Annotated in this window: 21 protein-coding genes; 13 read left to right on the top strand and 8 right to left on the bottom strand. The window is 69.9% G+C overall.

Annotation, left to right across the window (positions count from 1 at the left end):
* Genes LY12_RS09790 through LY12_RS09780 form a run of 3 tightly spaced genes read left to right on the top strand, consistent with a single transcriptional unit; the run spans position 1 to position 2,674 of the window.
* Positions 1-513 (top strand): TRAP transporter small permease, encoded by a 513-nt coding sequence (locus LY12_RS09790; protein WP_253855270.1) that lies wholly within the window; start codon positions 1-3, stop codon positions 511-513.
* Positions 510-1,895 (top strand): TRAP transporter large permease, encoded by a 1,386-nt coding sequence (locus LY12_RS09785; protein WP_253855268.1) that lies wholly within the window; start codon positions 510-512, stop codon positions 1,893-1,895. Before LY12_RS09790 ends, LY12_RS09785 begins: the two co-directional genes overlap by 4 nt.
* A gap of 14 nt (positions 1,896-1,909) precedes the next feature.
* Positions 1,910-2,674 carry an SDR family NAD(P)-dependent oxidoreductase gene (locus tag LY12_RS09780; protein WP_253855266.1) on the top strand — a complete coding sequence of 255 codons (765 nt, stop codon included), beginning with the start codon at positions 1,910-1,912 and terminating at the stop codon, positions 2,672-2,674.
* A gap of 200 nt (positions 2,675-2,874) precedes the next feature.
* Here LY12_RS09780 and LY12_RS09775 read toward each other — a convergent pair whose 3' ends face one another.
* From LY12_RS09775 to LY12_RS09750, 6 genes are all read right to left on the bottom strand, one after another.
* Positions 2,875-4,236 (bottom strand): MFS transporter, encoded by a 1,362-nt coding sequence (locus LY12_RS09775; protein ID WP_253855264.1) that lies wholly within the window; start codon positions 4,234-4,236, stop codon positions 2,875-2,877.
* A 10-nt stretch (positions 4,237-4,246) separates the two neighbouring features.
* Positions 4,247-5,257 (bottom strand): zinc-dependent alcohol dehydrogenase, encoded by a 1,011-nt coding sequence (locus LY12_RS09770; protein WP_253855262.1) that lies wholly within the window; start codon positions 5,255-5,257, stop codon positions 4,247-4,249.
* Between the two features lie 8 nt (positions 5,258-5,265).
* Positions 5,266-6,189, bottom strand: coding sequence for a hypothetical protein (locus tag LY12_RS09765; RefSeq protein ID WP_308292095.1), 924 nt, complete (start codon positions 6,187-6,189; stop codon positions 5,266-5,268).
* The gene (locus LY12_RS09760; protein ID WP_253855260.1) at positions 6,186-7,085 is read right to left on the bottom strand and encodes a carbohydrate kinase family protein; all 900 of its coding nucleotides are present in this window, start codon (positions 7,083-7,085) and stop codon (positions 6,186-6,188) included. The genes LY12_RS09765 and LY12_RS09760 overlap by 4 nt, the downstream gene beginning before the upstream one ends.
* A 122-nt stretch (positions 7,086-7,207) precedes the next feature.
* A complete protein-coding gene (locus LY12_RS09755) occupies positions 7,208-7,996 on the bottom strand; it encodes a DeoR/GlpR family DNA-binding transcription regulator (protein WP_253855258.1) in 789 nt (262 codons plus the stop codon).
* 157 nt (positions 7,997-8,153) lie between these two features.
* Positions 8,154-8,945, bottom strand: coding sequence for an IclR family transcriptional regulator (locus tag LY12_RS09750; protein WP_253855256.1), 792 nt, complete (start codon positions 8,943-8,945; stop codon positions 8,154-8,156).
* Between the two features lie 147 nt (positions 8,946-9,092).
* On the opposite strand from LY12_RS09750, the gene LY12_RS09745 reads away from it, so the two are divergent.
* The 7 genes from LY12_RS09745 (at position 9,093) to LY12_RS09715 (ending at position 17,383) form a co-directional block, all read left to right on the top strand.
* Positions 9,093-10,571, top strand: coding sequence for a mannitol dehydrogenase family protein (locus LY12_RS09745; RefSeq protein WP_253855254.1), 1,479 nt, complete (start codon positions 9,093-9,095; stop codon positions 10,569-10,571).
* A gap of 30 nt (positions 10,572-10,601) precedes the next feature.
* Positions 10,602-11,606, top strand: coding sequence for an L-idonate 5-dehydrogenase (locus LY12_RS09740; RefSeq protein ID WP_253855252.1), 1,005 nt, complete (start codon positions 10,602-10,604; stop codon positions 11,604-11,606).
* Between the two features lie 48 nt (positions 11,607-11,654).
* Entirely contained in the window at positions 11,655-13,055 is a 1,401-nt protein-coding gene (locus LY12_RS09735; protein ID WP_253855250.1) for an MFS transporter, read from the top strand.
* A 93-nt stretch (positions 13,056-13,148) separates the two neighbouring features.
* Entirely contained in the window at positions 13,149-14,393 is a 1,245-nt protein-coding gene (manD, locus tag LY12_RS09730) for a D-mannonate dehydratase ManD (protein ID WP_253855248.1), read from the top strand.
* 20 nt (positions 14,394-14,413) lie between these two features.
* Complete coding sequence (locus LY12_RS09725) at positions 14,414-15,061, top strand: bifunctional 4-hydroxy-2-oxoglutarate aldolase/2-dehydro-3-deoxy-phosphogluconate aldolase (RefSeq protein WP_253855246.1); 648 nt, start codon at positions 14,414-14,416, stop codon at positions 15,059-15,061.
* Positions 15,058-16,044 carry a sugar kinase gene (locus tag LY12_RS09720; protein ID WP_253855244.1) on the top strand — a complete coding sequence of 329 codons (987 nt, stop codon included), beginning with the start codon at positions 15,058-15,060 and terminating at the stop codon, positions 16,042-16,044. Before LY12_RS09725 ends, LY12_RS09720 begins: the two co-directional genes overlap by 4 nt.
* Before the next feature lie 118 nt (positions 16,045-16,162).
* Positions 16,163-17,383, top strand: coding sequence for a cation:proton antiporter (locus tag LY12_RS09715; protein ID WP_253855242.1), 1,221 nt, complete (start codon positions 16,163-16,165; stop codon positions 17,381-17,383).
* A 107-nt stretch (positions 17,384-17,490) separates the two neighbouring features.
* Here the strand turns inward: LY12_RS09715 and LY12_RS09710 are convergent, their stop codons facing one another.
* Positions 17,491-19,080: a glycoside hydrolase family 32 protein gene (locus LY12_RS09710; protein WP_253855240.1), complete on the bottom strand. Its 1,590-nt coding sequence runs from the start codon at positions 19,078-19,080 to the stop codon at positions 17,491-17,493.
* Positions 19,081-19,786: 706 nt separating this feature from the next.
* On the opposite strand from LY12_RS09710, the gene LY12_RS09705 reads away from it, so the two are divergent.
* Together LY12_RS09705 and LY12_RS09700 are read left to right on the top strand one after the other, a co-directional pair.
* Positions 19,787-20,548 carry a DeoR/GlpR family DNA-binding transcription regulator gene (locus tag LY12_RS09705; protein WP_253855238.1) on the top strand — a complete coding sequence of 254 codons (762 nt, stop codon included), beginning with the start codon at positions 19,787-19,789 and terminating at the stop codon, positions 20,546-20,548.
* 240 nt (positions 20,549-20,788) lie between these two features.
* Positions 20,789-22,210, top strand: coding sequence for a sugar porter family MFS transporter (locus tag LY12_RS09700; RefSeq protein WP_253855236.1), 1,422 nt, complete (start codon positions 20,789-20,791; stop codon positions 22,208-22,210).
* A gap of 79 nt (positions 22,211-22,289) precedes the next feature.
* On the opposite strand, the gene LY12_RS09695 is transcribed toward LY12_RS09700, so the two are convergent.
* Positions 22,290-23,291 carry an Lrp/AsnC family transcriptional regulator gene (locus LY12_RS09695; protein ID WP_253855234.1) on the bottom strand — a complete coding sequence of 334 codons (1,002 nt, stop codon included), beginning with the start codon at positions 23,289-23,291 and terminating at the stop codon, positions 22,290-22,292.
* Positions 23,292-23,418: 127 nt separating this feature from the next.
* Here LY12_RS09695 and LY12_RS09690 point away from each other — a divergent pair, with 127 nt between their 5' ends.
* A complete protein-coding gene (locus LY12_RS09690; RefSeq protein WP_253855232.1) occupies positions 23,419-24,975 on the top strand; it encodes an AbgT family transporter in 1,557 nt (518 codons plus the stop codon).
* Positions 24,976-24,989: the final 14 nt, after the last annotated feature.

Genomic DNA, 24,989 nt, shown 5'->3' with positions numbered 1-24,989 from the left:
ATGCAGAGGTCGAGTTCGGAACGCGTGCTCACGACCGCGGAGAACGTGCTGGCCGCCGTCCCGTTCGCGGTGGTGGCAGTGGTCGCGTTCGTCAACGTCATCAGCCGGTACTTCCTCAACGCATCACTGGCCTTCACCTCGGAACTGACCGTGAACCTCGCGGTGTGGATGGTGATGATGGGCGCGGTGATCGGACTGCGGGAAGGTGCTCATCTCGGGTTCAGCGCACTGCACGAGAAGGCCACCGGGATCGCGCGGCAGGTCATGACGGTGCTGATCACGGTCGCGATCCTGACGTTCCTGGTCGTGCTGCTGTACTTCGGTGTCGACATGGCGATCGCGCAGCTCGACAGCGGCAGGGCGACCCCGTCGATCCGGATTCCGCAATGGTTGTTCACCGCCGCCCTTCCGGTGGGTGCGCTCTTCGGCGTGTACCGGACCGTGCAGGCGAGCCGGGCCGGCTTCCGCAGGTCCACAATGGATTCGCAGCCGAGTGAGGAGGCCGACCGGTGATCGGTGTCGTGCTGTTCGGCAGCTTCTTCGTGTTGCTGCTGCTGGGTGTTCCCGTGGCGTTCGCGCTCGGGATGGCGGCCTGTGTCTCGCTGGTGGCGATGGGCGGCTTCGGCGAACTGTCGATCGTGCCGAACGTCTTCACCGCGTCGGTGGCATCGGAGACGTTGCTAGCCATCCCGTTCTTCATCCTCGCCGGCGTGATCATGGAGTATGCCGGCATCTCGCGCAGGCTCGTGGATTTCGCACACGCATGCGTGGGCAGGCGCAAACACGGGCTGGCGATCGTCGTCATCATCGCCGCCTTCTTCTTCTCGGCCATCTCGGGCTCGGGTCCCGCGACGGTGGCGGCCATCGGATCGATCCTCATTCCGGCGTTGATCCGCCAGGGCTACGCCGCCCGGCATGCGACGTCGCTGCTCGCCAGCGCGGGTTCGATGGGCATCATCGTGCCTCCCAGCGTCGCGTTCATCATCTTCGCGGTGGTCGTCAGCGACTACGCGGGGGTGTCGATCGTGCGGCTGTTCGTGGCGGGCATCGTGCCGGGCATTCTGCTGGCGGCCGCGCTCGTGGTGGCCAGCCTGTTCCTGCCGCGGACCCAACCGGTCAAGGTCGCCGCGGGGGCGGGCGCGGGCTCGGGCGGCGGTCACGGTGGCGACCGCGGCGATGGCGGTGACGCGGGCTCGCCGCCCGCCGGCGAGGGTGCCGAGGCGGCCGCATCACGCGGGCTCGGCGCGTCCTTCGGGAAGGCCGTCCCCGGCCTCCTGGTCCCGTTGATCATCCTCGGTGGCATCTACGGCGGCATCGTCACGCCGACCGAGTCGGCGGTCGTCGCGGCGGTCTACGCGCTGCTGGTCGGCCTGTTGGTCTACCGGGAGATCAGCCCGCGGCAGCTGTACCGCATCCTCGTGACCGCGTCGGCGCAGTCGGCCGTGGTGATGTTGATCGTGGGTGCCGCGTCGGTGTTCGCCTACGTGGTGACCGTCAACCAGATCGCGGAGAACCTCTCCGACGCCCTGCTGGGGCTGACCGGCAACACCGTGCTGATCGTGCTGCTGGCCATCGTGGTGCTGTTGATCGTCGGCGCGTTCATCGACGCGGTGTCCGCGCTGTACCTGTTCGTCCCGATCATCGCGCCGGTGCTGCTCGAAGCGGGTGTCGACGTGACGACCATCGGCGTGATGATGGTCGTGAACCTGGCGCTCGGGCTGGTCACACCGCCGGTCGGCGTCAACCTGTTCGTCGCGGCCGGCATCGCGAAGGTGCCGCTGGCCGAAGTGGTCAAGGGCATCCGCCCGTTCTTCGCCGCAGGCCTGGTCGTGCTGCTGCTCGTGGCATACGTGCCGGAACTGTCCAACTGGCTTCCGGATCTGCTGGGCTTCTAGAAGGGAACACGGGAGTGAATCCGTTCGACCTCACCGGTCGGGTCGCGCTCGTCACCGGCGGCGCACGCGGCATCGGGCTGGCCATCGCGCACGGCCTGGCGAGGCAGGGTGCGCACGTCGTGGTCGTCGACCTGGCCGACGCGTGCGACGACGTCACCGCGCTCGCCGCCGACTTCCCGGATCAGCACGTGCTGTACCGGCAGGTCGACGTGCGTGACGAGGAGGCGGTGCGCGCCTCCGTCGACGCGGCGGCCGAACGGCTCGGCTCGCTCGACGTGCTCGTCAACAACGCCGGGACGGCCAGCAGGAACGGGCTGGGCACGCTCACCGACGACGAGTGGTACCGCGATCTCGACACCAATCTGCGCGGGATGTTCCTCTACTGCCGCGCCGCCGAACCCCACATGAAGGCACAGGGGTCGGGGCGGATCATCAACATCAGCTCGATCTCCGGGATCATGGGCGGACCGCGGTCGGGAGGTGCAGGCGGCGGTCGTTCCGGTCCCGCGTACGCGGCCTCCAAGGGTGGCGTGATCGCGTTGACGAAGTGGCTCGCCAAGGAGCTCGGCGCCGACGGGATCACCTGCAACTCGGTGGCGCCCGGCCCGATCGCGACGGCGCTGACCGCGGACGTCGCCTACGCCCTTGACGACCAGGTGATCAACCGCATGGGCACGCCGGAGGAGGTGGCCGCGGCGGTGGGCTACCTGGCGGGTCCGGGCGCGGGATACGTGACGGGCCAAGTGCTCAAGGTGTGTGGCGGTGCGGCCATCGGCTGACGCCGTGGCATCCGGAGCCCGGTCGGCAGCGCGAGCGGGTCTCACGGCCGACCGAACGCCCATTCCGCTGGCCGCAGCCGGTGTGACGGAACCTGCCGCGGGCGGAGGCCCGGCATCGCCGAAGGCCTCAGCCCCAGTCCCAGCCCCCGGCCGCTGTCCGCGTGTCGATACGTGACAGCGGCCGGGTCGCAGGCGCCGGGCTACGAGACGCGCCCGCCGGTCGCCTCCGGCCGACCGGCGGGTTCGGCGTCGGAGGAGGCGTCGGCTCCTGCGTGGCGATGTGCCACCGACAGCACACATGCCGTCGTCACCAGGCACACCCCGGCGAACACCGCAGCCACCAACCACGGCTCACCACCGCCGGCGACCAGCAGCGAGGTGGCGACGGCGGGTACGTACCCACCCGCGATCGCGGAGACCTGGTAGGCCAACGACAGGCCGGTGTAGCGTACGTCCGCCCCGAACAGCTCCGAGAAGAACGTCGATTGCACGGCGAACATCATCGTCGGCACGAACACGTAGGCGATCACGAACGCCAGCGTGATGAGCGGTATCGACCCCGAGTCGAGCATCAGGAAGAACGGGACGGCGAACACGGTGCCGAACACCGACCCCGCGAGATAGATCCTTCGTCGGCCGATCCGGTCGGACAGAGCTCCGATGATCGGTACGGCGACCAGTCCGATCGCCGAGGCCAGCAGCATGCCGTTCAGCGCCGTCGACTCGGCGACGCCGACCTGGGTCGAGACGTAGTAGATACCGAACGCGTTGATCGCGTTCGAGGTGACCGTCTCGCCGAGGCGTGCGCCGAAGGCGAGCAACAGGTTACGGGGATGCTTGCGGAACACCTGCAACAGCGGGATCGGCTGCTTGCCACTGTTGTTCCTCCGACGTTCCGCCGCGGTCCGCTCGAACTCGGGACTTTCGCTCACCTTCAGCCTGATGACCAGGCCGACACCGAGCAGTACGAGGCTGACGAGAAACGGCATCCGCCAGCCCCAGGACAGCAACTCCGCCCGGTCCAGTTGGCTGACCAGGGCGAAAGCGCCGGTGGACAACAGGATGCCACCGGACGCGGCGGCTTGCGGGAGACTGCCCCAGAACCCGCGCCGGGCCTCGGGTGCGTGTTCGATGGTCATCAGGGCCGCGCCGGCGTACTCGCCACCGAGTCCGAGTCCCTGCGCAAGGCGGAAAACGACGAGCAGGATCGGAGCGGCGATGCCGATCTGGTCGTAGTCGGGCAGACACCCGATCGCGAACGTACCGACGCCCATGATCATCAGAGTGATCACGAGCATCGACTTGCGCCCTACGCGATCGCCGAAGTGTCCGAACACGACACCGCCGAGCGGACGAGCGACGAAGCCGACGCCGAACGTCGCGAATGCGGCCAGGGTGCCGACGGTGGGGTCCGCATCGGGGAAGAACACCGGGCCGAACACCAGTGCCGAGGCAGTACCGAACAGGAAGAAGTCGTACCACTCCATGAGAGCGCCGATGAAACTGGCGATGGCGACGGTGCGCATGCGGGTCCGCTCGCCACGCTGCGAGACGGTTGTCATGTGTGCTCCTTCAGTCGAAGAGCTGGACGAGAACCTTGACGGTGTCGGGGTCGGCTGCCGCCGGGTAGGCGGCCGGGGCGTCGGCGAGTGGGAAGCGTCGGGAGATGAGGGGACCGGGGTCGATGGTGCCGTCGGCGATGAGCGACAGCGCGCGGTCGATGTCGGTGGGCAGGTACATACCGCTGCCGACGAGATCGACCTCGAAACGCTGCATTCGCGGCAACGGCAGGGTCAGCTCGGTTCCGGACGGCACGCCGACCACCACGACGTGTCCGCCACCGCGCGTGCCGTCCACGGCCGCGCGCAGCGTGTCCGCCCCGGCCACGCAGTCGAACGCCGTCGTGAATCCGCTGAGCTCGTCAAGGTGCTCGGGCTCCACCACCCGATCGGCTCCCAGCCGGGAAGCCAGCGCGCGCTTCGCCGCGACGGGTTCGACGAGGGTGACGCTGCCGGCACCGTGGGCCCGAGCGGCCAGCAGCACGGCCAGCCCGATACAGCCGCCGCCGATCACCAACACGTTCTCCATGGCCGACGATCCGTGCGGGCGGCCCACCGCGTGGACGGCGGTGGCCAGTGGCTCGGCCAGGCAGGCGACATCCGTGGCCACCTCGTGGGGGACGCGATGCAGTCGCGACGCGTGCTGGACGGTGCGGGTGCGCGCCGTGCCCGGTAGTTTGAAACCGAGAACCCGCGCGGATTCGCACGTGTTGAGGGAACCGGCCGCGCACGCCACGCACTGTCCGCAATGGACCAGCGGATTGATCAGCACGCGGTCGCCGCGGGCGATCCCGGCGACGCCGTCGCCGACCGCGACCACGTCGCCGACGCTTTCGTGCCCGGTGACCACGGGAGGCCGGACGAACGGATGTCGTCCGGCGTAGACGTGCAGATCCGAGCCGCAGATGCCCACGTACGAGGGTGCCACCAGTGCTTCTCCCGGACCGGGGCGACGATGGTCGTTCACCTCGCCGACTTCGACCGCACCGACGTCGGGGAAGCGGATCTCCTTGACCAGCACCATGTCCTCCTTCAGTGGGTGGGAGCGGTGACCGCGCGATCGACCAGCTCCGCCAGCCGCCGCAACCGCGGGACGGCGTCCGCCTCCAGCGCGTCGGCGAGGTTCTCGGCTCCGACACATGTGCGCCACACGGCACGGCCCGCGAGGAACCCGGACGCCCCTGCCGCGCAGGCGATCTCGACGGCACGGGGAAACTCGTCGGCGTCCACACCGGACGACAGCACCACCCACGGTGACGCGATCCGTGCGCCGAGCCGGGTGCATTCGCGGTGCAGGACGTCGGTGTCGGCCCTGCCGTGCAACGGAACCTCGGACTTGTACAGATCGGCGCCGAGCCCGCCGAGCTCGTCGGCTGCCGCGTGGACGCCGGCGTTCCAGTCCCAGTCGCCTCCGCGGCGAGGAGCTTTCGACACCGGTTCGATGATGCTGACGAGGCCCGCTGCTCGGCACCGGGCGACGAAGCGCTCGACCATGGCGACTCGGCGGCGGGTGTCCTCGTCGGGCCGCCACACGACGAGAAGCTTCATCGCCACGGCACCTTGGGCACGCACCGTGTGCGGGTCGACGGTCTCGTCCAGTACCGAGTCGGTGACAGCCTCGCCGTCGCCGGGCACGAACCGATCGGCGGCGGCGATGAGCCCACAGTCAGGGGCAACGGCTCCCGTGTCGACGGCGGCGTCGAAGACGAACTGTTTGTCCAGCAACACACCCGAGGCGTGCGGGGTGAGCGCACGGGTGGCGGCGAGCTTGAACTCCGTGAGCGTCGCGTCGTCGACGCGCCGGAGCACGTCGTCGGGCGTCGTGCCGTCCGGGGCGGGGCCTGCCGCCCCCGCCAGCATGAGTCGCAGTGCCTCACGCTGGTCCACCGCCAGCATCGCGAAGCCGCCCGACGGTCGTGCCAGGTCGGTCAGGTCGTAAGGCGCAGGGTTCGTCACGCGTACTCCTTCAGTTCGCTCATGCGGGTCTCGATCTCGTGGCGGGTGGGGATGCCGGAACGGCCGTCGACGGCCCGGCACGAGAGCGCCGCGGCGATACCCGCGTATGTCATCGCTTCGTGCAGCGGACGTTCGCGGACGACGGCAGCGAGCAGCGCGCCGTGGAAGACATCGCCCGCGCCGAGGGTGCTGACCGGCTCGATGGGCAGGCCCGGCACGCGGTACAGCTCACCGCGTTCGTCGCGGCCGATCGAGCCGTTCGCACCGTCGGTGGCCACGACGGTGTTCGCCGTGGAGGCGACGAGAGCTGCGTGGAGGTCGGTCGATGCGTGCTCGGCCCGCAGCCGGTCGGCCGTGGGTGCGTACAGGGTGACCTCGTCGGGGCGGCAACGGAGGTCTTCGACTGCGTAGCCCACATCGACGGACAGCTTCGGACGATCGGCGGGCGACATGCCCGCGAGCAGGCGTGCGACCGGTGGCCACCCGTGGTGGTCGACGTGGACCCAGCCGGCGGATCGCACGGCTTCGGCGGCGGCCGCGTCGAGGTCGAGGGGCGGGGCGACGGTGGTGCAGATCGCACGGGTGGCGTCGCTGCGGCTGCAGATGACGACGACCGACTGGGTTCGCGCGTCCGGGGTCACCTGCACGTGGCGCGTGTCGACGTTGGCCGCGTCGAGGCCGTCGATGACGTCGCGTCCCGGCCGGTCGTCTCCCACCGCCGCGATGATCCGGGCCGGGATGCCGAGTCGTGCGGCCGTGACTGCCGCGGTCGCGGCAGGGCCGCCGCCACTGCGGACCAAGTCGTCGACGACGACGCGTTCGTCAGGGGATGGGTGATGCGCGGTGACGGCGATGGCGTCCTCGGTCGCCGCACCAACGAAGACAACATTGTCCACGATTCCTCCTCGCCGGATGGCGCCCATAGTGTCGACCGGAGATGTTCATAAGTCAACATCCACTGTCGGAAATAGAACATGATGCGGATGCACTGATGCCCCGGAAGTCGGAGCGGGCCGGGTCAGTCCGTGGCGAGGTCGAGATCGACGCCGGCGTCGTCGAAGAGTTCGGCGAGCGCTGGCCTGCGGTCGCTGACCACGGCGTCGAGCCGGCTCAGCGGACACAGCAGGACCGCCGCGGAGGCGTCGAACTTGCTGTGATCGGCGAGGAGAACCACGCGGTCGGCGATGTCCATCAGCGCGAGCTTGGTCGGGCGTTCCCGGTCGGTCGCGACGTACACGCCGCGGTCGTCGATGGCCGCAGCGCCCAGGAAGAACGTTTTCACCCGCAACTGGGCCGCGGTGTCCACGGTGATGGGCCCCACGAAGGCCTGGCTGTCGTGGTTGAGGTCACCGCCGAGCGCGACCGTGCGGGCGGCAGGCAGGCTCAGCATGCGCTGCAGTACGGGAACCGAATGGGAGACGACCGAACCGGCGAAGTCGTCGGGCAGTGCGAGCGCGAGTTCGTACGGCGTCGTACCGGCGTCGACGGCGATCGTGTCCGACCCGGTCAGCAGTCCGGCCGCGTGCGAGCCGATTCGCTGCTTGGCCTCGTGGCTGGCACGGACCCGGCCCTCGAAAGCCGGTGGCTGGTCGGCCGGGGGGAGGCTGACCCCGCCGTGCACGACCCGCACCTTGCCGTCCCGTTCGAGCCGGCGCACGTCGCGCCGCACGGTCATGTCCGATACGCCGAGCTGTTTGCTGAGGTCGCTGATCGCGAGGAACCCCGCGGCGTGGAGTTGTTCGAGGATCACACCGCGGCGCGCGGGGGCGTCGTCGTAGCGCAGCAGTCCGGCAGGTGCCCCGTCCACGCCACATCCTCCCTCTTAGTTGTTCGAAATAGTACACGTGCGGCGTCGGTGATTCGGGAAGCGACTGCGGAGATGTTGGAAAATCAACATCATTGGGGAGCTCGTTGTTCGGTCGCGCGATGCCGCGCGTGTTCCCGGTGCGACGTTCCCGAAGGCCTCAGCCGGTGGTCGGGGTCAGTGTGTACTCCTCGGGTGCGAGCTTGCCTGCGAGTTCCCGAACGAGTGCGCCGACCTCGGCCAGTCGGTCGGTGGTCATGCGGTCGGCGGGTCCGGTGACACTGATCGCGACGTCCTGTCCGGTCCCCGATGTGAGGGCGACGCCGACGCAGGCGATGCCGGGTTCGTTCTCCTCGTTCTCGACCGCCCAGCCGAGCGTGCGTGCCGATTCGACGGCGTGGCGGAACCTCGTGGCGAGGGTCGGGTGGTGCCCGTCGGGGTCGGCCTCGTCGACGTAGCCGGTCAGCAGTGCGTCGCTCGGGGGAGCGGCGGCGATGAGTGCACGCCCCAGCGCCGTGCTCGCGATGTGGGCTCGCCTTCCGACGCGCGACCAGACGCGGACGGAACGCTCGGGCTCGATCTTGTCGAGGTAGACGACGCGGCGTCCGTCGAGCATGCCCAGGTGGACGAGCTCCTCGGTGCGGCGGGACAGTTCGAGCAGCAGCGGCCGGAACAGCAGTGGGAGGTTCTCCTCCGCGCCGAACGTGCGCACGATCCGCCGGAGCGCCTCGCCGAGGAGGTAGTTGCGGTCCTCGTCGTCACGCGTCACGTATTCGCGGTGTGCCAGCCCGCGGAGCAGCCGGTGGACCGATCCCTTGTTGATGCCGGTGCGTGCCGCGATCTCGCCGAGCGGCATGCCCTCCGGCCCGGCGGCGGCGACCGTCTCGAGCACGACGAGTGCACGGTCGAGGCTCGTCACGGGCGGCGTTTCCGATGTGGGTTCGGTCTCCATGGCTCCATTGTCGCCGGGGTCGGTATTGCGTCGCGTTCAGTGCGAGTTTAGCTTATGGTCCGACATACAAAACGACCGGTTCGCGATATGAAACGAACATGGTGACGTCGCAGTCGTCGCCGTGCGTCGCGGAAGGACAAGGACGTCATGACACAGGGACTCGGGCGCCGCAGCGTGCCCGCGGGAACGCTCATCGGGGCATCCGCACCCGACCGGACCGGCATCGTGCACCTCGGTCTCGGCAACTTCCACCGCGCGCACGGTGCCGTCCACACGGCGCAGGCGATGGCCGCTGCCGGTGGTGACTGGGGCATCCGCGGTTTCGCGCACTCGTCGGACCGGGTCGTCGCGCCGATGCGCGCCCAGGACAACGTGTACTCGATCCTGCAGCTCACCGAGCACGGCGCCAGGGCAGGTGTCGTCGACGTCCACCGCGACACCGGCGTGGCGGCTCACGACCCCGCTGCCGTCGTGGCCGCGATCGCCGACCCGGCCCATCGCATCGTCTCGCTGACCGTGTCCGAGGTCGGGTACACGCGTGATCCGGCGACCGGCCGGCTGGCACTCGACCATCCCGAGGTCGCTGCGGACCTCGTCGCCGGTGCTACACCGCGTACCGCGATGGGCATGATCGCCAGGGGGCTCGAGCTGCGCGCCGACACGGGGGCGCCGCTGGCCGTGCTGTCGTGTGACAACCTTCAAGCCAACGGCGACGTGACGCGGGCCGTGGTCGAGCAGTTCCTCCACGCCGCGGGCGCGAGCGACGACGTACTGTCCTTTGTGTCCTCGTCGGTGTCGTTCCCGAACGGGATGGTCGACCGCATCGTGCCGAAGACGACCGACGAGCACACGCGGCAGGTGGCCGAACTGCTCGGTGTGACCGACCGTTGTCCCGTCCCCGCCGAGGATTTCAGCATGTGGGTCCTCGAGGACGACTTCGCCGGCGGCCGCCCGGCATGGGAAGAAGCGGGCGTGACGTTCTCGACCGAGATCGAGGCGTACGAGATGGTGAAGTTGCGGCTGCTGAACGGGTCGCACTCGCTCATCGCCTACCTCGGCATCCTCGCCGGCGCTCCCACGATCGACGCCGCGTGGAGCTTGGACTTCGTCCGCGAAGCGGTGCTCGGCGGCATCGCCGACGACTATCTGCCCACGTTCACCCCGCCGACCGGGTTCGACCCCGACGCGTACGTGTCGGAATTGGACGCCCGGTGGCGCAACCCCCTGATCGGGCACGCCACCACCCAGGTCGGCTCCGACGGTTCGGTCAAGCTGCTCCAGCGCATTCCCGACGCTGCGCTGGTGCACCTCCGGCGCGGCCGCATGCCGCACCGGCTCGCGCTGTGCACCGCAGCATGGATCGCGTGCGTCGCCCCGCCCGCGGGTTTCACACCGGACCCGCTGGCCGAGCGCATCGCCGAGCCCGCACGTGACCGGCTCGCCGCGGCGACCGACGGCACCGTGGCCGCGGGCGACCACGTACGCCGGATCATGACCGGCGGCTTCTTCCCCGAGGCGCTCGCCGACCAGGACGCCTTCACCGCCCGCGTCGCCGAGCTGCTGGCGATCATCACCCACGACGGGGTGCGCGCCGCGGCCGCCGATGTGGCCGCCGCCGCCCGCTGAGCCCGCCCCGACCCCTGGAGCTGATCACCCGTGAAAGGCCTGTTCATCCACGGCGCCGAGGACATGCGCCTCGACGACGTCGCCGTGCCCGAACCCGGCGAGGGCGAGGTGCTGCTGCGCGTGCGCTACGTCGGCATCTGCGGTTCGGACCTGCACTACTACTTCCACGGCAAGAACGGCGAGAACCTCGTCCGCGAACCGTTCGCGCCCGGCCACGAGTTCTCGGCCCTCGTCGAAGCCGATCCGAGCGGGGAGTGGGCGCCGGGCACACCGGTGACCGTGCACCCCGCGCGGTACGGTCCCCCGGCGCCGGGCCTCGACGATCGGCCGCACCTCCGGCCCGGCGGCGACTACCTCGGCAGTGCCGCGGACTTCCCCCACCGCCAAGGTGCGGCGGCGGAATACGTGCTCGTCGAGAAGCCCATGCTCCGCAGGCTGCCCGACGGGCTGTCACTGCGGGAGGCCGCGCTCGCCGAACCGCTCGGCGTCGCGTTGCACGCGCTCACCGTCGCGGGCGGCGACCTGAACGATCGCGCCCTCGTGCTGGGTGCCGGCCCCGTCGGCCTGCTCACCGTCGCGGCGCTCGCCGCGCGGGGCGTCGGCCACGTGGCGGTCGGCGACATCCAGCAGTCCGCACTCGACCGGGCCCACGAACTCGGCGCCCACGAGACGTTCCTCATCGGACGCGACGACGTGCCTGCGACGTCGTATCCCGTCGTGTTCGAATGCTCCGGTGCGCCGGCCTCGCTGACGCAGGCGGTCGCATCCGCGGCACGGGCGGGAGTCGTGGTCCAGGTCGGCATGCTCGCCGACACCTCCATCGACGTGAACCTCGCCCCGCTCGTGTCGAAGGAGCTGCAGCTGCGCGGCACGTTCCGCTTCTCGACGGAGATCGACGACGCCGTCGAGATGCTCGCCGCCCACCCCGCGATCGCCGGGGTCGTCACGCACGTCCTGCCCGCCGCCGATGCGGTCGAGGCGTTCGCGACGGCGAAGGACTCGGCCGCCTCCGGCAAGGTCCTCATCGAGTTCTGATCCCTACCCGCCCTCACCTCCCCGTCCGACACCGCAGAAGGAACAACGATGTCCACTTCAGCACCGCCGCCCGAAACGGGCACCGCCGAAGCAGGCAGGGCCGAACGCAGTACCAGTGACCTGACGCGCGCCGCGATGTCCGGCTGGCTGGGCACCGCGCTCGAGTTCATGGACTTCCAGCTGTACTCGCTCGCGGCCGGCCTCGTCTTCGGCCAGCTCTTCTTCGTGGGCGACAGCGCCGCGCTCGCCGTCGTCGCCGCGATGGCCACCTACGCGGTCGGCTACGTCGCACGCCCCGTCGGCGCCTGGTACTTCGGGCGCCTCGGCGACCGGGTGGGGCGCACCAAGGTCCTGTTCATCACGATCGCGCTCATGGGTGGTTCGACGACGCTCATCGGCGCGCTGCCCACGGCCCACGACATCGGCATCCTCGCGCCGATCCTGCTCGTGGTGCTGCGCCTCGGCCAGGGCTTCGGAGCCGGTGCTGAGATCTCCGGTGCCGGTGTCATGCTCGCGGAGTACGCACCCCGACGGCGGCGCGGCGTGATCGCCTCGCTCGTGGCCCTGGGCACGAACTGCGGCACGCTCGGGGCGTCCGCGATCTGGGGCATCCTCGTGGCCGTCCTCTCCGAGGAGCAGCTGCTGGCATGGGGCTGGCGCATCCCGTTCCTCGGCAGCGCCGTGATCCTGCTGGTGGCCGTGTGGATCCGGTTCCGGCTCAAGGAGAGCCCGGTGTTCGAGGAGAGCTCGCACGTCTCCGACGGCGTGGCCATGTCGACCGACGAGGTCAGGGCGAAGGCCGAACGGGAGAACGACACGCGCATGCTGGAAGCGCTGGAGCAGAAGAAGTGGCGCGCATTGGTGCCCGCGTTCCTGCTGCGGTTCGGGCAGGCCGGAAACTCGGGGATCCTGCAGACCTACATGGTCTCGTTCATCACCGTGACGCTGGCGATGTCGGCCTCGGTGGGGACCAGCGTCGTGATCATCTCGTCGTTGTGCGCGTTCGCCACGGTGCCCATTGTCGGTGCGCTCGGCGACAGGTTCGGCAGGCGCCGCATGTACCAGGTGATGAGCGTGATCTCGCTCGTGCTCATCGTTCCGACGATGATGCTGATCGCCGGTGCGGATGTGCCGCAGGTGTTCGTCGGCTACATCGTCATGCACAACGTGTCGGTCATGGCGCTGGCCTCACTCGAGAACCTGACGCTGCCGGAGATCTTCGGCTCGCGCCACCGCTACGCCGCGACCGGTGTCATCAGGGAGATCGCCGCGATGATCGCCACGGGTATCGGCCCGGTGGTCGCAGCGGCCTGGGTCGCCGCGACGACCGGTTCGTGGATCCCGGTCGCGATCCTGCTCGGGTTCTTCACGCTGTGCCCGCTCATCGGCACCCTGTTCATGCCGGAGGTCGCGGGCCGCGACCTGCGGGATCCGCGTAACGCGGTATGAGCCTGCCCCGGGTGCGGCCGCCGCGGCCGCACCCGCCGGCCGCCGCACCGTCCACTGTCGACACATCAGTCAGGAAGTAGGGAAGTACCCGCCGTGAGCATCGCGACCGCCGACGTCATCGTCACCAGCCCCGGACGCAACTTCGTCACGCTCAAGGTCGTCACCTCCGACGGGGTCGTCGGCTGGGGCGACGCGACCCTCAACGGGCGGGAACTGGCCGTGGCCTCGTACCTGCGGGACCACCTGGTGAGCACGCTCGTCGGCAGGGACGAGGACCGCATCGAGGACACGTGGCAGTACCTCTACCGCGGGGCGTACTGGCGACGCGGGCCGGTGACGATGGCAGCGATCGCCGCCGTGGACGTGGCGTTGTGGGACATCAAGGCCAAGAAGGCTGGCGTTCCGCTGTATCAGCTGCTCGGCGGCGCGAGCCGCGACAAGCTCCGCGTGTACGCCCACGCCTCCGGCAACGACTATCCGGCGCTGGCGCGGGCGATTCGCGGGTACGTCGACGAGGGTTACACGGCGGTACGCATCCAGACGGGCGTCCCCGGGCTCCACCGGGTCTACGGCGTGTCCGACACCGCGGAGCCGGGCGAACGCTACGACTACGAACCCGCGCACCGCGGTGCCGACGGCGGCGCCGCGACGCGGCCCGAGGAGGAGGACTGGGACACGCCCGCCTACCTGCGGCACGTGCCGGCGATCTTCGCGAAGGTGCGGGAGGAGTTCGGCCCCGAACTGCGGCTGCTCCACGACGCCCACCACCGCATGTCACCGATCGAGGCTGCGCGGCTGGCGAAGTCGCTCGAACCGTACGACCTGTTCTGGCTGGAGGACGCGACCCCCGGCGAGGACCAGGAGGCGTTCCGGCTGGTCCGGCAGCACAGCACCACGCCGCTGGCCACCGGTGAGGTCTTCAACTCGGTGCACGACTACCGGACGCTGATCACCGAGCGGCTCATCGACTACGTGCGCTCGGCGCCCACCCACACCGGTGGTGTCACCGGGATGAAGAAGCTGCTCGACTTCGCGGCGATCTACGGCATCCGCTCGGGCATCCACGGCCCGACCGACGTCTCGCCCGTCGGCATGGCGGCCGCGCTGCACCTCGACCTGGCGATCCACAACTTCGGTATCCAGGAGTACATGCCGCACAGCGAGACGACCCTGGAGGCGTTCCGCACCTCGTACACGTTCGACCGCGGCTTCCTGCATCCGGGCGACACTCCGGGACTGGGCGTGGAACTCGACGAGGACGTCGCCGCCCGCCACCCGTACACGGCCGCCTACCTACCGGTGAACCGGCTGCTCGACGGCACCGTGCACGACTGGTGAGCAGGGAGAGGACACACGTCATGAGTCAGCGACAGGCACTGCCGCGGTGGACGGCCGAAACCCGGCTCGTCGTCGTGATCCGCGGTGAACGCGCCGACGACTACGTACCGGTGATCGACACCATGGTCGAAGCCGGGGTGCGCAGCTTCGAGCTGACGCTCACCACGCCCGGCACGGTCGCCGCGCTGCCGGGCCTCGTCGAACGGTACGGCGACACGGCCGACATCGGCGTCGGCACCGTGACCCGCCCCGGCGAGGTCGACGCCGCCGCCGACGGGGGAGCGCGGTATCTCGTCACCCCGGTATCGGACGTCACGGTCGTCGACCGGGCCCTGGCCCGCGACGTCGCCGTCGTCCCCGGCGGGCTCACACCGACCGAGGTGTGGTCCACCTGGAGACGCGGGGTACCCGCGGTGAAGGTGTTCCCGGCCGGCCAGGTGGGGCCGGGGTATCTCAAGGATCTGCGCGGCCCGTTCCCGGACCTGGCGGTCGTTCCGTCCGGAGGGGTGGATCTCGACGCGGCCGGGGCGTGGCTCGCGGCCGGCGCCGCGGCCGTCAGCGTCGGCGGGCCGCTGCTCGGGGACGCGCTCGCCGGCGGCGACCTGGCCGCCCTCGCCGCCAGGTCGCGCCGGTTCGTCGACGTGTGCGCGGGGAGTGGAAGCGCATGAGCGACTCCCCGGTGCTGACACTCGGCGAGACGATGGGCCTGATCACCGGCGGCCGCATCGGGTCGCTCGCCCACGTGTCGGAGGCGCACGTGGGCATCGGCGGTGCGGAGACGAACGTCGCCGTGAGCCTGAGCAGGCTCGGGGTGCCCGTCACGTGGCTCGGCCGGGTCGGCGACGACTCCCTCGGAAGGCGGATCGTGCGTGAGGTCCGCGGTGAGGGTGTCGACGTGCGAGCGCAGGTCGACACCGAAGCGGCGACGGGGCTCATGCTCAAGGAACTCACGGGCCGGGGGACCGCGCGGGTGTACTACTACCGTGCGGGCTCGGCCGGTTCCCGGCTGGCCGCGGCGGACGTTCCCGTCGGCCTGGTCGAGAACGCCGCGCTCGTGCACCTGACGGGCATCACACCGCTGCTGTCGGACTCGGCGCGGGAGGCGTGCCGGTCGGTGGTCGGCCGCGCGCGGGCGGCAGGCGTGCGGGTGAGCGTCGACGTGAACTACCGGTCGACGCTCGCACCCGCGCCCGTCGCCGCCGAGGTGCTCGGTGAACTGGCCGAACAGGCAGACCTCGTGTTCGGCTCACCCGACGAGCTCGCGCACATCGCCCCCGACGGTGCCGCCGGGCTGCCCGACGCGGCGGCCACCGAGGACATCGCTGCGCTGGTCCGTGCGCTCGATCCCGGAGGGACGCGCGAGATCGTCGTCAAGCGCGGCGCCGACGGTGCGAGCGCGTACCGCGACGGGGCCTTCGTCGACGCCCCCGGGCACCACGTCGACGTGGTCGACACCGTCGGTGCAGGGGACGCGTTCGTGGCCGGCTACCTCAGCGGCGACGTGCACGGCTGGAGCGTCGAGAAGAAGCTCGCGCGTGCGAACGCCTGCGGCGCCGTGATGTGCACGATGCCCGGCGACTGGGAGGCGGCGCCGACCCCGTCCGAGCTGGAGGCGTTTCTCGCTTCGGGAGGTGACCCGGTCCAGCGCTGAGCATCGGCGGGCGGATACCCACCGACCGGCAGTGGACGGCGTCGTTCGTCATCGGCCGGTGTGGACCAGCTGACGGCTCGGACTGCTGCTCCGTCCACCGCGGGCTAGCGTTGCGGCCATGAGCGAGGGGCACGCACTGGTCGCGGATCTGCTGTCGGTGTGGTGGATCGTGCTCGCCGCCGCGCTGGGGCCCGTGCTGGCGTTGATCACCCGGCGTGCGATTCCGGACGTGGTGTGGTTGCTGGTGTTCGGCGCGATCATCGGACCCCACTCCCTGGGATTGGCCGCCGAGACCGAGGCGGTCGGGTTCCTGCGCGAACTCGGGCTCGGCTTCCTGTTCCTGCTCGCCGGGTTCGAGGTGCGGGTGGAGGACATGCGCGGCAGGCAGGGCGGTCACGCGGCGTTGACGTGGCTGGCCTGTGCGGTCCTGGGGGTGGGCGCCGGGCTGCTGCTGGTGCGGGGTGACGTCCAGGTGGCGATCGTGCTCGCGATCGCCTCGACGTCCACGGCGCTGGGCACGTTGCTGCCGATCCTCAAGGACTCCGGTGCACTGGCGACACCGTTGGGGAGGGCGGCGATGACCCACGGCGCCTACGGTGAGCTGTTGCCCATCCTGGCGATGTCGGTGCTGTTGTCGACGCGGGCGACGTGGCAGGCGGCAGTGGTGCTGTTGGCGTTCGCCGCGGCCGCGGTGGTCGTCGTGGCGCTGCCGGCGAGGATTCTGCGCCGCGTGCCGCTGCTGGGACGTGCCGTGATGCGGGCGTCGAACACGACGATGCAGACCACGGCCCGGATCACCGTCCTGGTGCTGGTGACACTGATGTTGTTGACGGCCGTGCTGGAACTCGACGTCGCACTCGGGGCGTTCTCCGCGGGCCTGTTGTCCAACGCGATGCTGCGGGCGGTCGCGCCCGGCCACTCGGAGGAGATCGCGCACAAGTTGGAGATCGTCGGGTTCAGCCTGCTCATCCCCGTGTTCTTCGTGACGAGCGGCATGGCCATCGACCTGGGCGCCGTCGCGTCGAAGTGGCCCCTGCTGCTCGCGTTCGTCGGCGTGATCCTCGTCGTGCGCGGGCTGCCGGTGTTCGCGCGTGAGATGTGGACGACCACCCATTCCGGCGTCACGGCGACCCGCGACCGGCTCGCCCTGGGTCTCTACGCGGCGACCGGCCTGCCGATCATCGTGGCCGTCACGCAGATCGCCGCCTCGTCGCAGTTGATCACCGCGGCCACCGCCTCGGTCATGGTGACGGCGGGCGCCGTCACGGTGCTGGCGTTCCCGTTCGCGGCGAGCCGCATCGCCGTCCGGCCCGGGGACACGGCACCGAACTCGCCATGAACGACGCCGCTCCCGATGAACGACGCCGCCTGCAAGGGCGAGGCCGCCTGCGAGGGTGGTGAACGCAGGTGCCGCCCCGCGGCCTGGTGCGGGGCGGCACCGGGTCGTCACGCGTCCAGGTCGAAGACCTCGAGTGACGGCACGGCGACCTCGCCACCGGTGGCGAACGTGCTCGCCCGGGTGCTTCCGCCGTCAGGGAAGACGAGGTCGGTGATGACGGCCTGGCCGCGGTCGCCGAACACCTGCACGTTGGCCCGGTCCAGCACGATGCGGATGCGGAGGACGTCGTCCACCGGTGTGAGCGCGACGGTGTGCTTTGCCGGGAAATCGGTGTGGACGGTCGTCTGCCCGGAATGCCGTCGGTCCACGAACAGCTCCTGCGTGGTGACGTCGTAGCCGATGCGGGTGCGGTGGGAACCGTCCGCGAAGACGTCGAATCCGAACGAGGTCGCCGTCGCGCCGGTGAGCCGGAACTCGACGGCGATGTCGAGCACCGTTCCCTCGGTATCGGGAGCCCCGCCCTGTTCGGAGACCGTGCCCTTCCACGTGCGCCGGTTGCGGCGTACTCGCTCGAGCTCCCTGACCGGCTGCTGGGCGAGCCGTGTTCCGGCCGCGGTGGAGACCAGTCCGAGTTCGCGCGGGACGGACATGCCACCGCGCCAGGGAGAGGTGGGGATGTCGGCGGCGTAGGACCAGTTGCTCATCCAGCCCAGCCACAGTCGCCGGCCGTCGGGAACGTCCGACCAGGACACTGCGGCGTAGAAGTCCGCGCCTTCGTCGGCCCACAGGACGTCGCCGGGTGCGCCGTCGGCCGTGAACGTGGTGCCGTCGAAATCGCCCAGGAAGTACTGCATCCCGGAGCCGCCGGCCGGTCCGCCCGGGTTGATGCTCACGATGAGGACCCACTTGCCGCGCCGGTGATCGCCGTCCACCGGGAGCTGGAACAGGTCCGGGCACTCCCATACGCCACCGTGTGCGCCGTGGTTCGCGCCGAACTCGCTGAGCTGCTCCCACTGCAGCAGGTTCGGCGAGCCGTAGAACCGAATGCGGTCACCGACGGCTATCGACATCACCCACCGGCTCGTCGGCGCATGCCAGAAGACCTTGGGGTCGCGGAAATCCGCTTCGCCGGAGTTGGGAATCACCGGATTCCCGGAGTACTTGGTCCAGGTGCGGCCTCGGTCGCTGCTGTAGGCCAGGCTCTGCTGCTGCGTGTCGCCCGCGCTGGTGTAGAGCGCGACCAGACCGGGCCCGCCACCGAAGAGACCGCTGGTGTCGTGGTGATCGACCACGGCGCAGCCGGAGAAGATCGCCCCGAGTTCGTCGGGTTCGAGTGCCACCGGCAGCTGTTTCCAATGCACGAGATCGGTGCTGACCGCGTGGCCCCAGGACATGTTGCCCCACTGGTCGCCGTAGGGGTTGTGCTGGAAGAACAGGTGGTACTCGCCCTTGAAGTACACCATCCCGTTCGGGTCGTTCATCCAGTTGCGCTCCGGGGTGAAACACACCGACGGACGCCACTGCGACGTTTCCGAGCTCGTGCCGGTCGTTGCGGCGCGGGCGGCCGGTGAACCGGGCAGCGCCGCCGTCAATCCCAGACCGGCCAGTGCGCCCGCCCCTGCCAGGAAGCTGCGGCGCCCGAATCCCCCTTCCACCGGTTGCCGGGAGTCGGCGGTGTTTCCAGCGGAGTGTTCCATCGTTCGCTCCTCGTCTGTTCCCGCCGTGTGTGGGCACGCGGGAGTTCGTGGGTGGATGTCCTGCGGATTCCGGAGCGGCGTTCTACCGGTGTCGACCGGCCGGGGCCGGGCCGTCTCGTGCCGGCCGGTCGACACCGGGCAAGCCATGCCGGTTCGCGTCGGGAGTGGGAACGGACGACCGTGGCGAGCCTGCAGTCACGCGATCCTCCTTGATCGGGGTGACGGACGGGTCGGGGGAGCCGGATTCCGTGGCGGGATGCCGCTGCACCGGTTGCGGGGGTCCGGCGAGTCCCTCGGAACTGCCGGAGGTGGCTCGGAGTGTCCGGATGCCGCGCCCGGTCGATCCTCGCCGTGGGCCCGGTTGCGTATGCCCGGTTGTAGCCGGTTCATCTCTGGTGCCGACTGATTGTGCTTGTTGTTGCGGGATTGTCAATGCCGTGAAGCCCGCGGACGCGCACCCGCCTCGCCGCACGGGGCGGACGCCTCCTGCGTTTCGATCGCTCCCTGAGCGTTGTCCGGCATCTTTCGTGTGCCCGGCGGGACTCGCTGTGCAGGAAACAGGTCCGCCGAGGTCCGTGTCGTGAGGTGCCGGTGGGGAGCCGGCTCGACCGCGGTCACGTCCCGTCGGTTCGGCCTGCGAGGGTTGACAAGTACGTAACAACAGTCAGAATCAGGCAAAACCAAATCGCACCGGAGGTAAACGGGCATGTATGGTGCGGAGCGGCAACAGCTGCTGGCACAGCAGGTGCGCACCGACGGGCGGATCGATGTCACCGCCACGTCCGAGGAGCTGGGGGTAGCGCCCGAGACCATCCGACGTGACCTCGCAGCCCTGGAACGGCAGGGCCTCGTCCGCCGGGTCTACGGCGGCGCGATCCTGCTGGAACGACTCGACTTCGAGCCCGCGGTCAGCGACCGGGACCGGACGCGCTCGGACGAGAAGGATCGGATCGCGCGGGCCGCACTCGACCTGGTGCCCGGGCGCGGAACCGTGCTGTTCGACGCCGGTACCACCAGCAGTCGTCTTGCGGCCTTGCTGCCGCAGGGGCGGGAACTGACGATCGTCACGAACTCGCTGCCCATCGCCTCCCAGCTCGCCGCCCGCACCGACGTCGCCGTGCACATGCTGGGCGGCCGGATCCGACCCGCGACGCTGGCGACGGTCGAGTCCTGGGCGCTCGACGTCCTGGCCGGGTTGACCGTGGACATCGGCTTCTTCGGGACCAACGGATTCTCCGCCGCCAGGGGCTGTACCACTCCGGACACCGCCGAATCAGCGGTCAAGGCGGCGATGGTGGGCGCCTGCCGTCGTCGCGTACTGCTCAGCGATCACAGCAAATACGGCGACGACCAGTTCGCCCGCTTCGCCACGCTCGGTGAGATCGACGTCGTGGTGACCGACTCCGGCCTCGACGAACAGGCCGTGGCCGAACTCAACGAGGCCGCGATCGAGGTGATGCTCGCATGATCGCGACGCGTGCCGGCCCGCGTCGGCACGGCCTTCGTCCCGTCCGCGAACCAGCGGATGTCCCCGATCCGCTGGTTCGCGCTGCCAATCCGGCCCCGGGCAACAGACCCGCCCCCGCGTAGCAACACACGGCTGCACAGCAACCCCGCTCGGCTGCGCAGCAAACCGGCCCCGACGTAGTTCGCCGGCCTCGCGCCACGCTCCCCCTACCCGTTCCTTCAACGAGGAAGGTTTCCCGCCATGCAGAACGCACCGACCCGGGCAGGCACGTCCGGGAGCCGACTGGCCATGCGCAGTGCCGTCATCGCCGCGCTCGGCGGTCTGCTGTTCGGTTTCGACACCGCCGTGATCTCCGGTACCACCGACGCGCTGCAGGACGTGTTCTCCCTGACCGCGGGTGGACTCGGATTCACCGTCGCGACCGCACTGATCGGCACCATCGTGGGCGCCGCGGCGACCGGACTCTGGAAACCGGCCGACCTGTTCGGCCGCAAGAAGGTCCTCTACGCGATCGGCATCCTCTACTTCGTATCCGCCGTCGGTTCCGCCCTCGCGCCGGACTGGGTGACGTTCATGGTGTTCCGGTTCGTCGGCGGCGTCGGGGTCGGTGCCGCGGCGGCGGTCGCACCGATCTACAACGCCGAGGTCTCTCCCCCCAAGCTCCGCGGCCGCATGGTGGGGCTCTTCCAGTTCAACATCGTGCTCGGCATCCTGCTGGCCTACCTGTCGAACTACGTCATGCTGCAACTGGCGCCGGAGGCGACGGCGTGGCGGTGGATGTTCGGTGTCGAGGCACTGCCCGCACTCGCGTTCGTGCTGTTGCTCGTTCTGGTGCCGGAGAGCCCGCGCTGGCTGATGAAGGTGGGCCGGGTGGCCGAGGCCGACCGCGTGATCACCGCCCTCGCACCGGATCCGGACGAGGCGCGGCTCGCCCACCAGGAGATCGCCGAGGCTCTCGAGACCGACGACGCGGAGCAGCACGCCACGTTCTTCACCCGCCGCCACCGGAAGGTCATCTTCCTCGCGTTCGCGATCGCCGCGTTCAACCAGCTCTCCGGGATCAACGCGGTGCTCTATTACGCCCCGTCGATCTTCGCCTCGGCAGGGATGGGCGAGAGCGCCTCGTTCCTCAGCAGCGGTGGTGTCGGGCTGATCAACCTGATCTCGACGATGCTCGCGCTGTTCGTGATCGACCGGCTCGGCCGGCGGAAGTTGATGCTCATCGGATCGGTCGGGTATCTGGTGACACTGGGCCTTCTCTCGGTGGTCTTCTTCGTTCAGGGGCAGGACTTCTCCGGCACCGCCAGCATGTTCGTGGTCCTGCTGGTGATGCTGTTCGTCGCCGCGCACGCGTTCGGTCAGGGCGCGGTGATCTGGGTCTTCATCTCCGAGATCTTCCCGATCTCCGTCCGGGCCCGCGGGCAGGCGTTCGGTTCGCTGGTCCACTGGGGATTCGCGGCCGCCATCTCCTGGATCTTCCCGCTGCTGGCCGAGGTCGTCGGCGGCGGTGCGGCGTTCGCGTTCTTCTTCGTGTGCATGGTCGCCCAGCTCGTGTGGGTGCTGCTGCTGATGCCGGAGACCAAGGGCGTTCCGCTCGAGAAGCTGCGGGGCGTACTCGGCGTCGGCGACCGGCAGCGGAATCGCTCGGGTTCCTCCAGGTAGCGCACCGGCGGCCCAGCGGCAACGGCTCCCCGGTCCCGATGCGGTGACCGGGGAGCCGTGACGACGTCGGCCGGCCGGGTCAGCGCACGGCCGCTCGGTCCCGCCAGTACCGCTTGCGGACGTCCAGCAGCACCGACACGTCGAACGACAACACGCCGGGCAGCGCGCCGAGATCGTTGGTGAGGAACGCCGCGAGACCGTCCTCGTCGCGGAACACTCCCTGGTGGATCACCGACGAGTTGCCGGCGACGATCGAGACGTAGCGCGCCGAGGCGTGGCGCCCGAGCGACTCGCTGACGGCGCGGATGGAGCCGGGTGCGACGGTCAGTGCGACCACCGCCTCCAATCGGTATCCGAGCAGCCGGGGCTCGATCTCGACGCGTGGCCGCACCGTGCCGCGGTCCAAAAGCGTGTGCAGCAGGCGGTAAGCGGTGGACTGGGTGCTGCCGAGCTCCCTGGCGACCTGTGCTGCGGTGACTCTGCCGTGATCGCGCAGTAGGCGCGCCACGCGCAGCGCGTCCTCCGAGAGTTCGCCCGGCGGGCCCGTGCCGGGCTCCTCGGCCTCCGCGTGCGGCCGTAGCGCGTCGACCTGATCGTCGGACAGTCTGGGCAGCTGCCACGAATCGGCCAGGGCCACGCCGCGCAGCACCAGCTCGCTGTGCGCCGAATCGACGCCGGGGATCGCGGCGATCCGCTCACCGAGCAGGTCCTGCACGGTGTGCTGATCCGTGGCCTGCACCGCGCAGTAGACGTCCGCGCGGCCGGCGGTGGTCGCGACGAGCTGCGACTCGGGCAGCTCCGCGATGGTGGCCGCCACCTGCCGGGCGCGGCCCGCGCCCGCGTTGACCCACACGTGCCACGGGTTCCCGTGCCCGGTCACCGACCAGTCGAGCTGCCCGATGACGCGGAGCACGCCGTCGGCCTCGAGACGCGCCATCCGCCTGCTGACGGTGCTGGAGGAGACGGCGAGTGCCGAGGCGATCGCGGCCAGCGGGGCGCGCGGCGCGACCTGCAACGCGGCGACGAGGTCGAGATCCCCGGGTTCCAGTTCCCCTGCGTTCGTCAACTCCCCAGCGCTCATCGAATGAAACTAGCACTCAGCCTGGGTTCAGCGCGTGAAGCGTGCGACACCAACTCGTAACTTGACCAAAGCGTTCGTTAGGTTCTCTAATCAAGCAACTTCCCACCCACGGCGAACGGGGGCCTTCGTGACTTCCACCGAGACGAACGCGGTGCCGCCGGAGACATCGCGACCGCTGCGGTTGCTGTTGCGGTTGCTCGGCGTCATCGAGCGCGTCGGGAACAAGCTGCCGCACCCGTTCTGGCTGTTCGTGCTGATGGCGGGCGTCGTCATCGTGCTCAGCGCCGTCCTGGACGCCGTCGGCGTGTTCGCGGTCTCGCCGGCCGACGGCGAACGGGTCGAGATCACGAGCCTGCTGTCCCGGGACGGGCTGCACGTGATGCTCGGTGAGGCCGTCGACAACTTCGCGTCGTTCCCGCCGCTGGCGCTGATCGTCGCGGTGATGCTCGGCGTCGCGGTCGCCGAGCGCAGCGGCATGCTCACGGCGTTGCTGCGGCGCACGGTGACGCGGGTCCAGCCGAAGTACCTGACGTTCGCGCTGTCGCTCGCCGGGATCTCCGCGAGCGTGGCCTCGGACGCCGCCTACGTCGTCCTCGTGCCGCTGGGTGCGCTCGTGTTCAAGGCGGCGGGCCGGAGCCCGATCCTCGGGCTGGTCGTCGCGTACGCGTCGATCGCGGCGGGCTACGACGCTTCGGTCTTCATCACCGCGGGCGACGTGCTCTTCGCCGGGATCACGACCAGCGCCGCCGAACTCGTCGAGCCGGGCCATGTGGTCAGCCCGCTGGCCAATTACTTCTTCACCGCGTCCTCGGCGATCGTGCTCGCGCTGGTGATCACGGCCGTCACCGAGTTCGTGCTGACCCGGCGTGCGCAAAGCATCGAGGTCGACGGCGACGGGGTCGACGAGGAGCTCGGCTCGATGACGCTGTCCGATGCGGAGCGTAAGGGGCTGCGCAACGCAGGCTGGGTGTTGCTGGGCATCGTCGGCGTGGTGGCGGCCGCGTTGATCCCGCCGGGTTCGCCGGCGCGCGGCGAGGACGGCGGGGTGCTCGACTCGGCCGTGGTCACGGGTATCGCCGTCGTGCTCGGGCTGACGTTCCTGCTCACCGGGTACGTCTACGGCCGCACCACCGGCAGTCTGACGAGAGCTCGCGAGATCCCCGTCGCCATGGCGCAGGGCGTGCGGGACCTGGCACCCGTGATCGTGTTGTTCTTCGCGGCCAGCCAGTTCATCGCCTACTTCAAGTGGACGAACATGGGCGAGGTCGTCGCGATCCGGGGTGCGGAGCTGCTGGATCACGCCGATGTGCCGACGGTCGTGATGTTCCTCGGCATGCTGGTCGCGGCTTCGGTGATGGGCGTGTTGTTGACCAGCGGGTCCGCGTTGTGGACGCTGATCGCGCCGGTGTTCGTGCCGATGTTCCTGTTGTTGAACGTTCCGGCGGAGACGACGCTCGCGCTGTACCGCATCGCCGACTCGGGTACGAACCTGATCAGCCCGATGAGCCCGTACTTCGCGATGGCGCTCGGCTTCCTGCAGCGGTACCGGAAGCAGGCGGGCATCGGGACGCTGATGTCGTTGACGTTGCCGATCGCGCTGAGCGTGCTCACGGCGTGGACGTTGTTGTTCTTGGTCTGGTGGGGAATCGGCCTCCCGCTCGGACCCGGCGCACCCGTGCGCTGACGAAGAGGAGGGGA

It is taken from the genome of Prauserella alba (assembly GCF_024171735.1).
Taxonomy (GTDB): Bacteria; Actinomycetota; Actinomycetes; order Mycobacteriales; family Pseudonocardiaceae; genus Prauserella; species Prauserella alba.
This window is presented reverse-complemented; position numbering and strand designations above follow the sequence as displayed.

Excerpts from the sequence above, each read along its gene's own strand:
- LY12_RS09790 (WP_253855270.1), top strand. The coding sequence starts at position 1 with ATGCAGAGGTCGAGTTCGGAACGCGTGCTCACGACCGCGGAGAACGTG.
- LY12_RS09775 (WP_253855264.1), bottom strand. The coding sequence starts at position 4,236 with ATGACAACCGTCTCGCAGCGTGGCGAGCGGACCCGCATGCGCACCGTC.
- LY12_RS09770 (WP_253855262.1), bottom strand. The coding sequence starts at position 5,257 with ATGGTGCTGGTCAAGGAGATCCGCTTCCCCGACGTCGGTGCGGTCGAA.
- LY12_RS09750 (WP_253855256.1), bottom strand. The coding sequence starts at position 8,945 with ATGGAGACCGAACCCACATCGGAAACGCCGCCCGTGACGAGCCTCGAC.
- LY12_RS09745 (WP_253855254.1), top strand. The coding sequence starts at position 9,093 with ATGACACAGGGACTCGGGCGCCGCAGCGTGCCCGCGGGAACGCTCATC.
- LY12_RS09735 (WP_253855250.1), top strand. The coding sequence starts at position 11,655 with ATGTCCACTTCAGCACCGCCGCCCGAAACGGGCACCGCCGAAGCAGGC.
- LY12_RS09725 (WP_253855246.1), top strand. The coding sequence starts at position 14,414 with ATGAGTCAGCGACAGGCACTGCCGCGGTGGACGGCCGAAACCCGGCTC.
- LY12_RS09720 (WP_253855244.1), top strand. The coding sequence starts at position 15,058 with ATGAGCGACTCCCCGGTGCTGACACTCGGCGAGACGATGGGCCTGATC.
- LY12_RS09715 (WP_253855242.1), top strand. The coding sequence starts at position 16,163 with ATGAGCGAGGGGCACGCACTGGTCGCGGATCTGCTGTCGGTGTGGTGG.
- LY12_RS09710 (WP_253855240.1), bottom strand. The coding sequence starts at position 19,080 with ATGGAACACTCCGCTGGAAACACCGCCGACTCCCGGCAACCGGTGGAA.
- LY12_RS09705 (WP_253855238.1), top strand. The coding sequence starts at position 19,787 with ATGTATGGTGCGGAGCGGCAACAGCTGCTGGCACAGCAGGTGCGCACC.
- LY12_RS09700 (WP_253855236.1), top strand. The coding sequence starts at position 20,789 with ATGCAGAACGCACCGACCCGGGCAGGCACGTCCGGGAGCCGACTGGCC.
- LY12_RS09695 (WP_253855234.1), bottom strand. The coding sequence starts at position 23,291 with ATGAGCGCTGGGGAGTTGACGAACGCAGGGGAACTGGAACCCGGGGAT.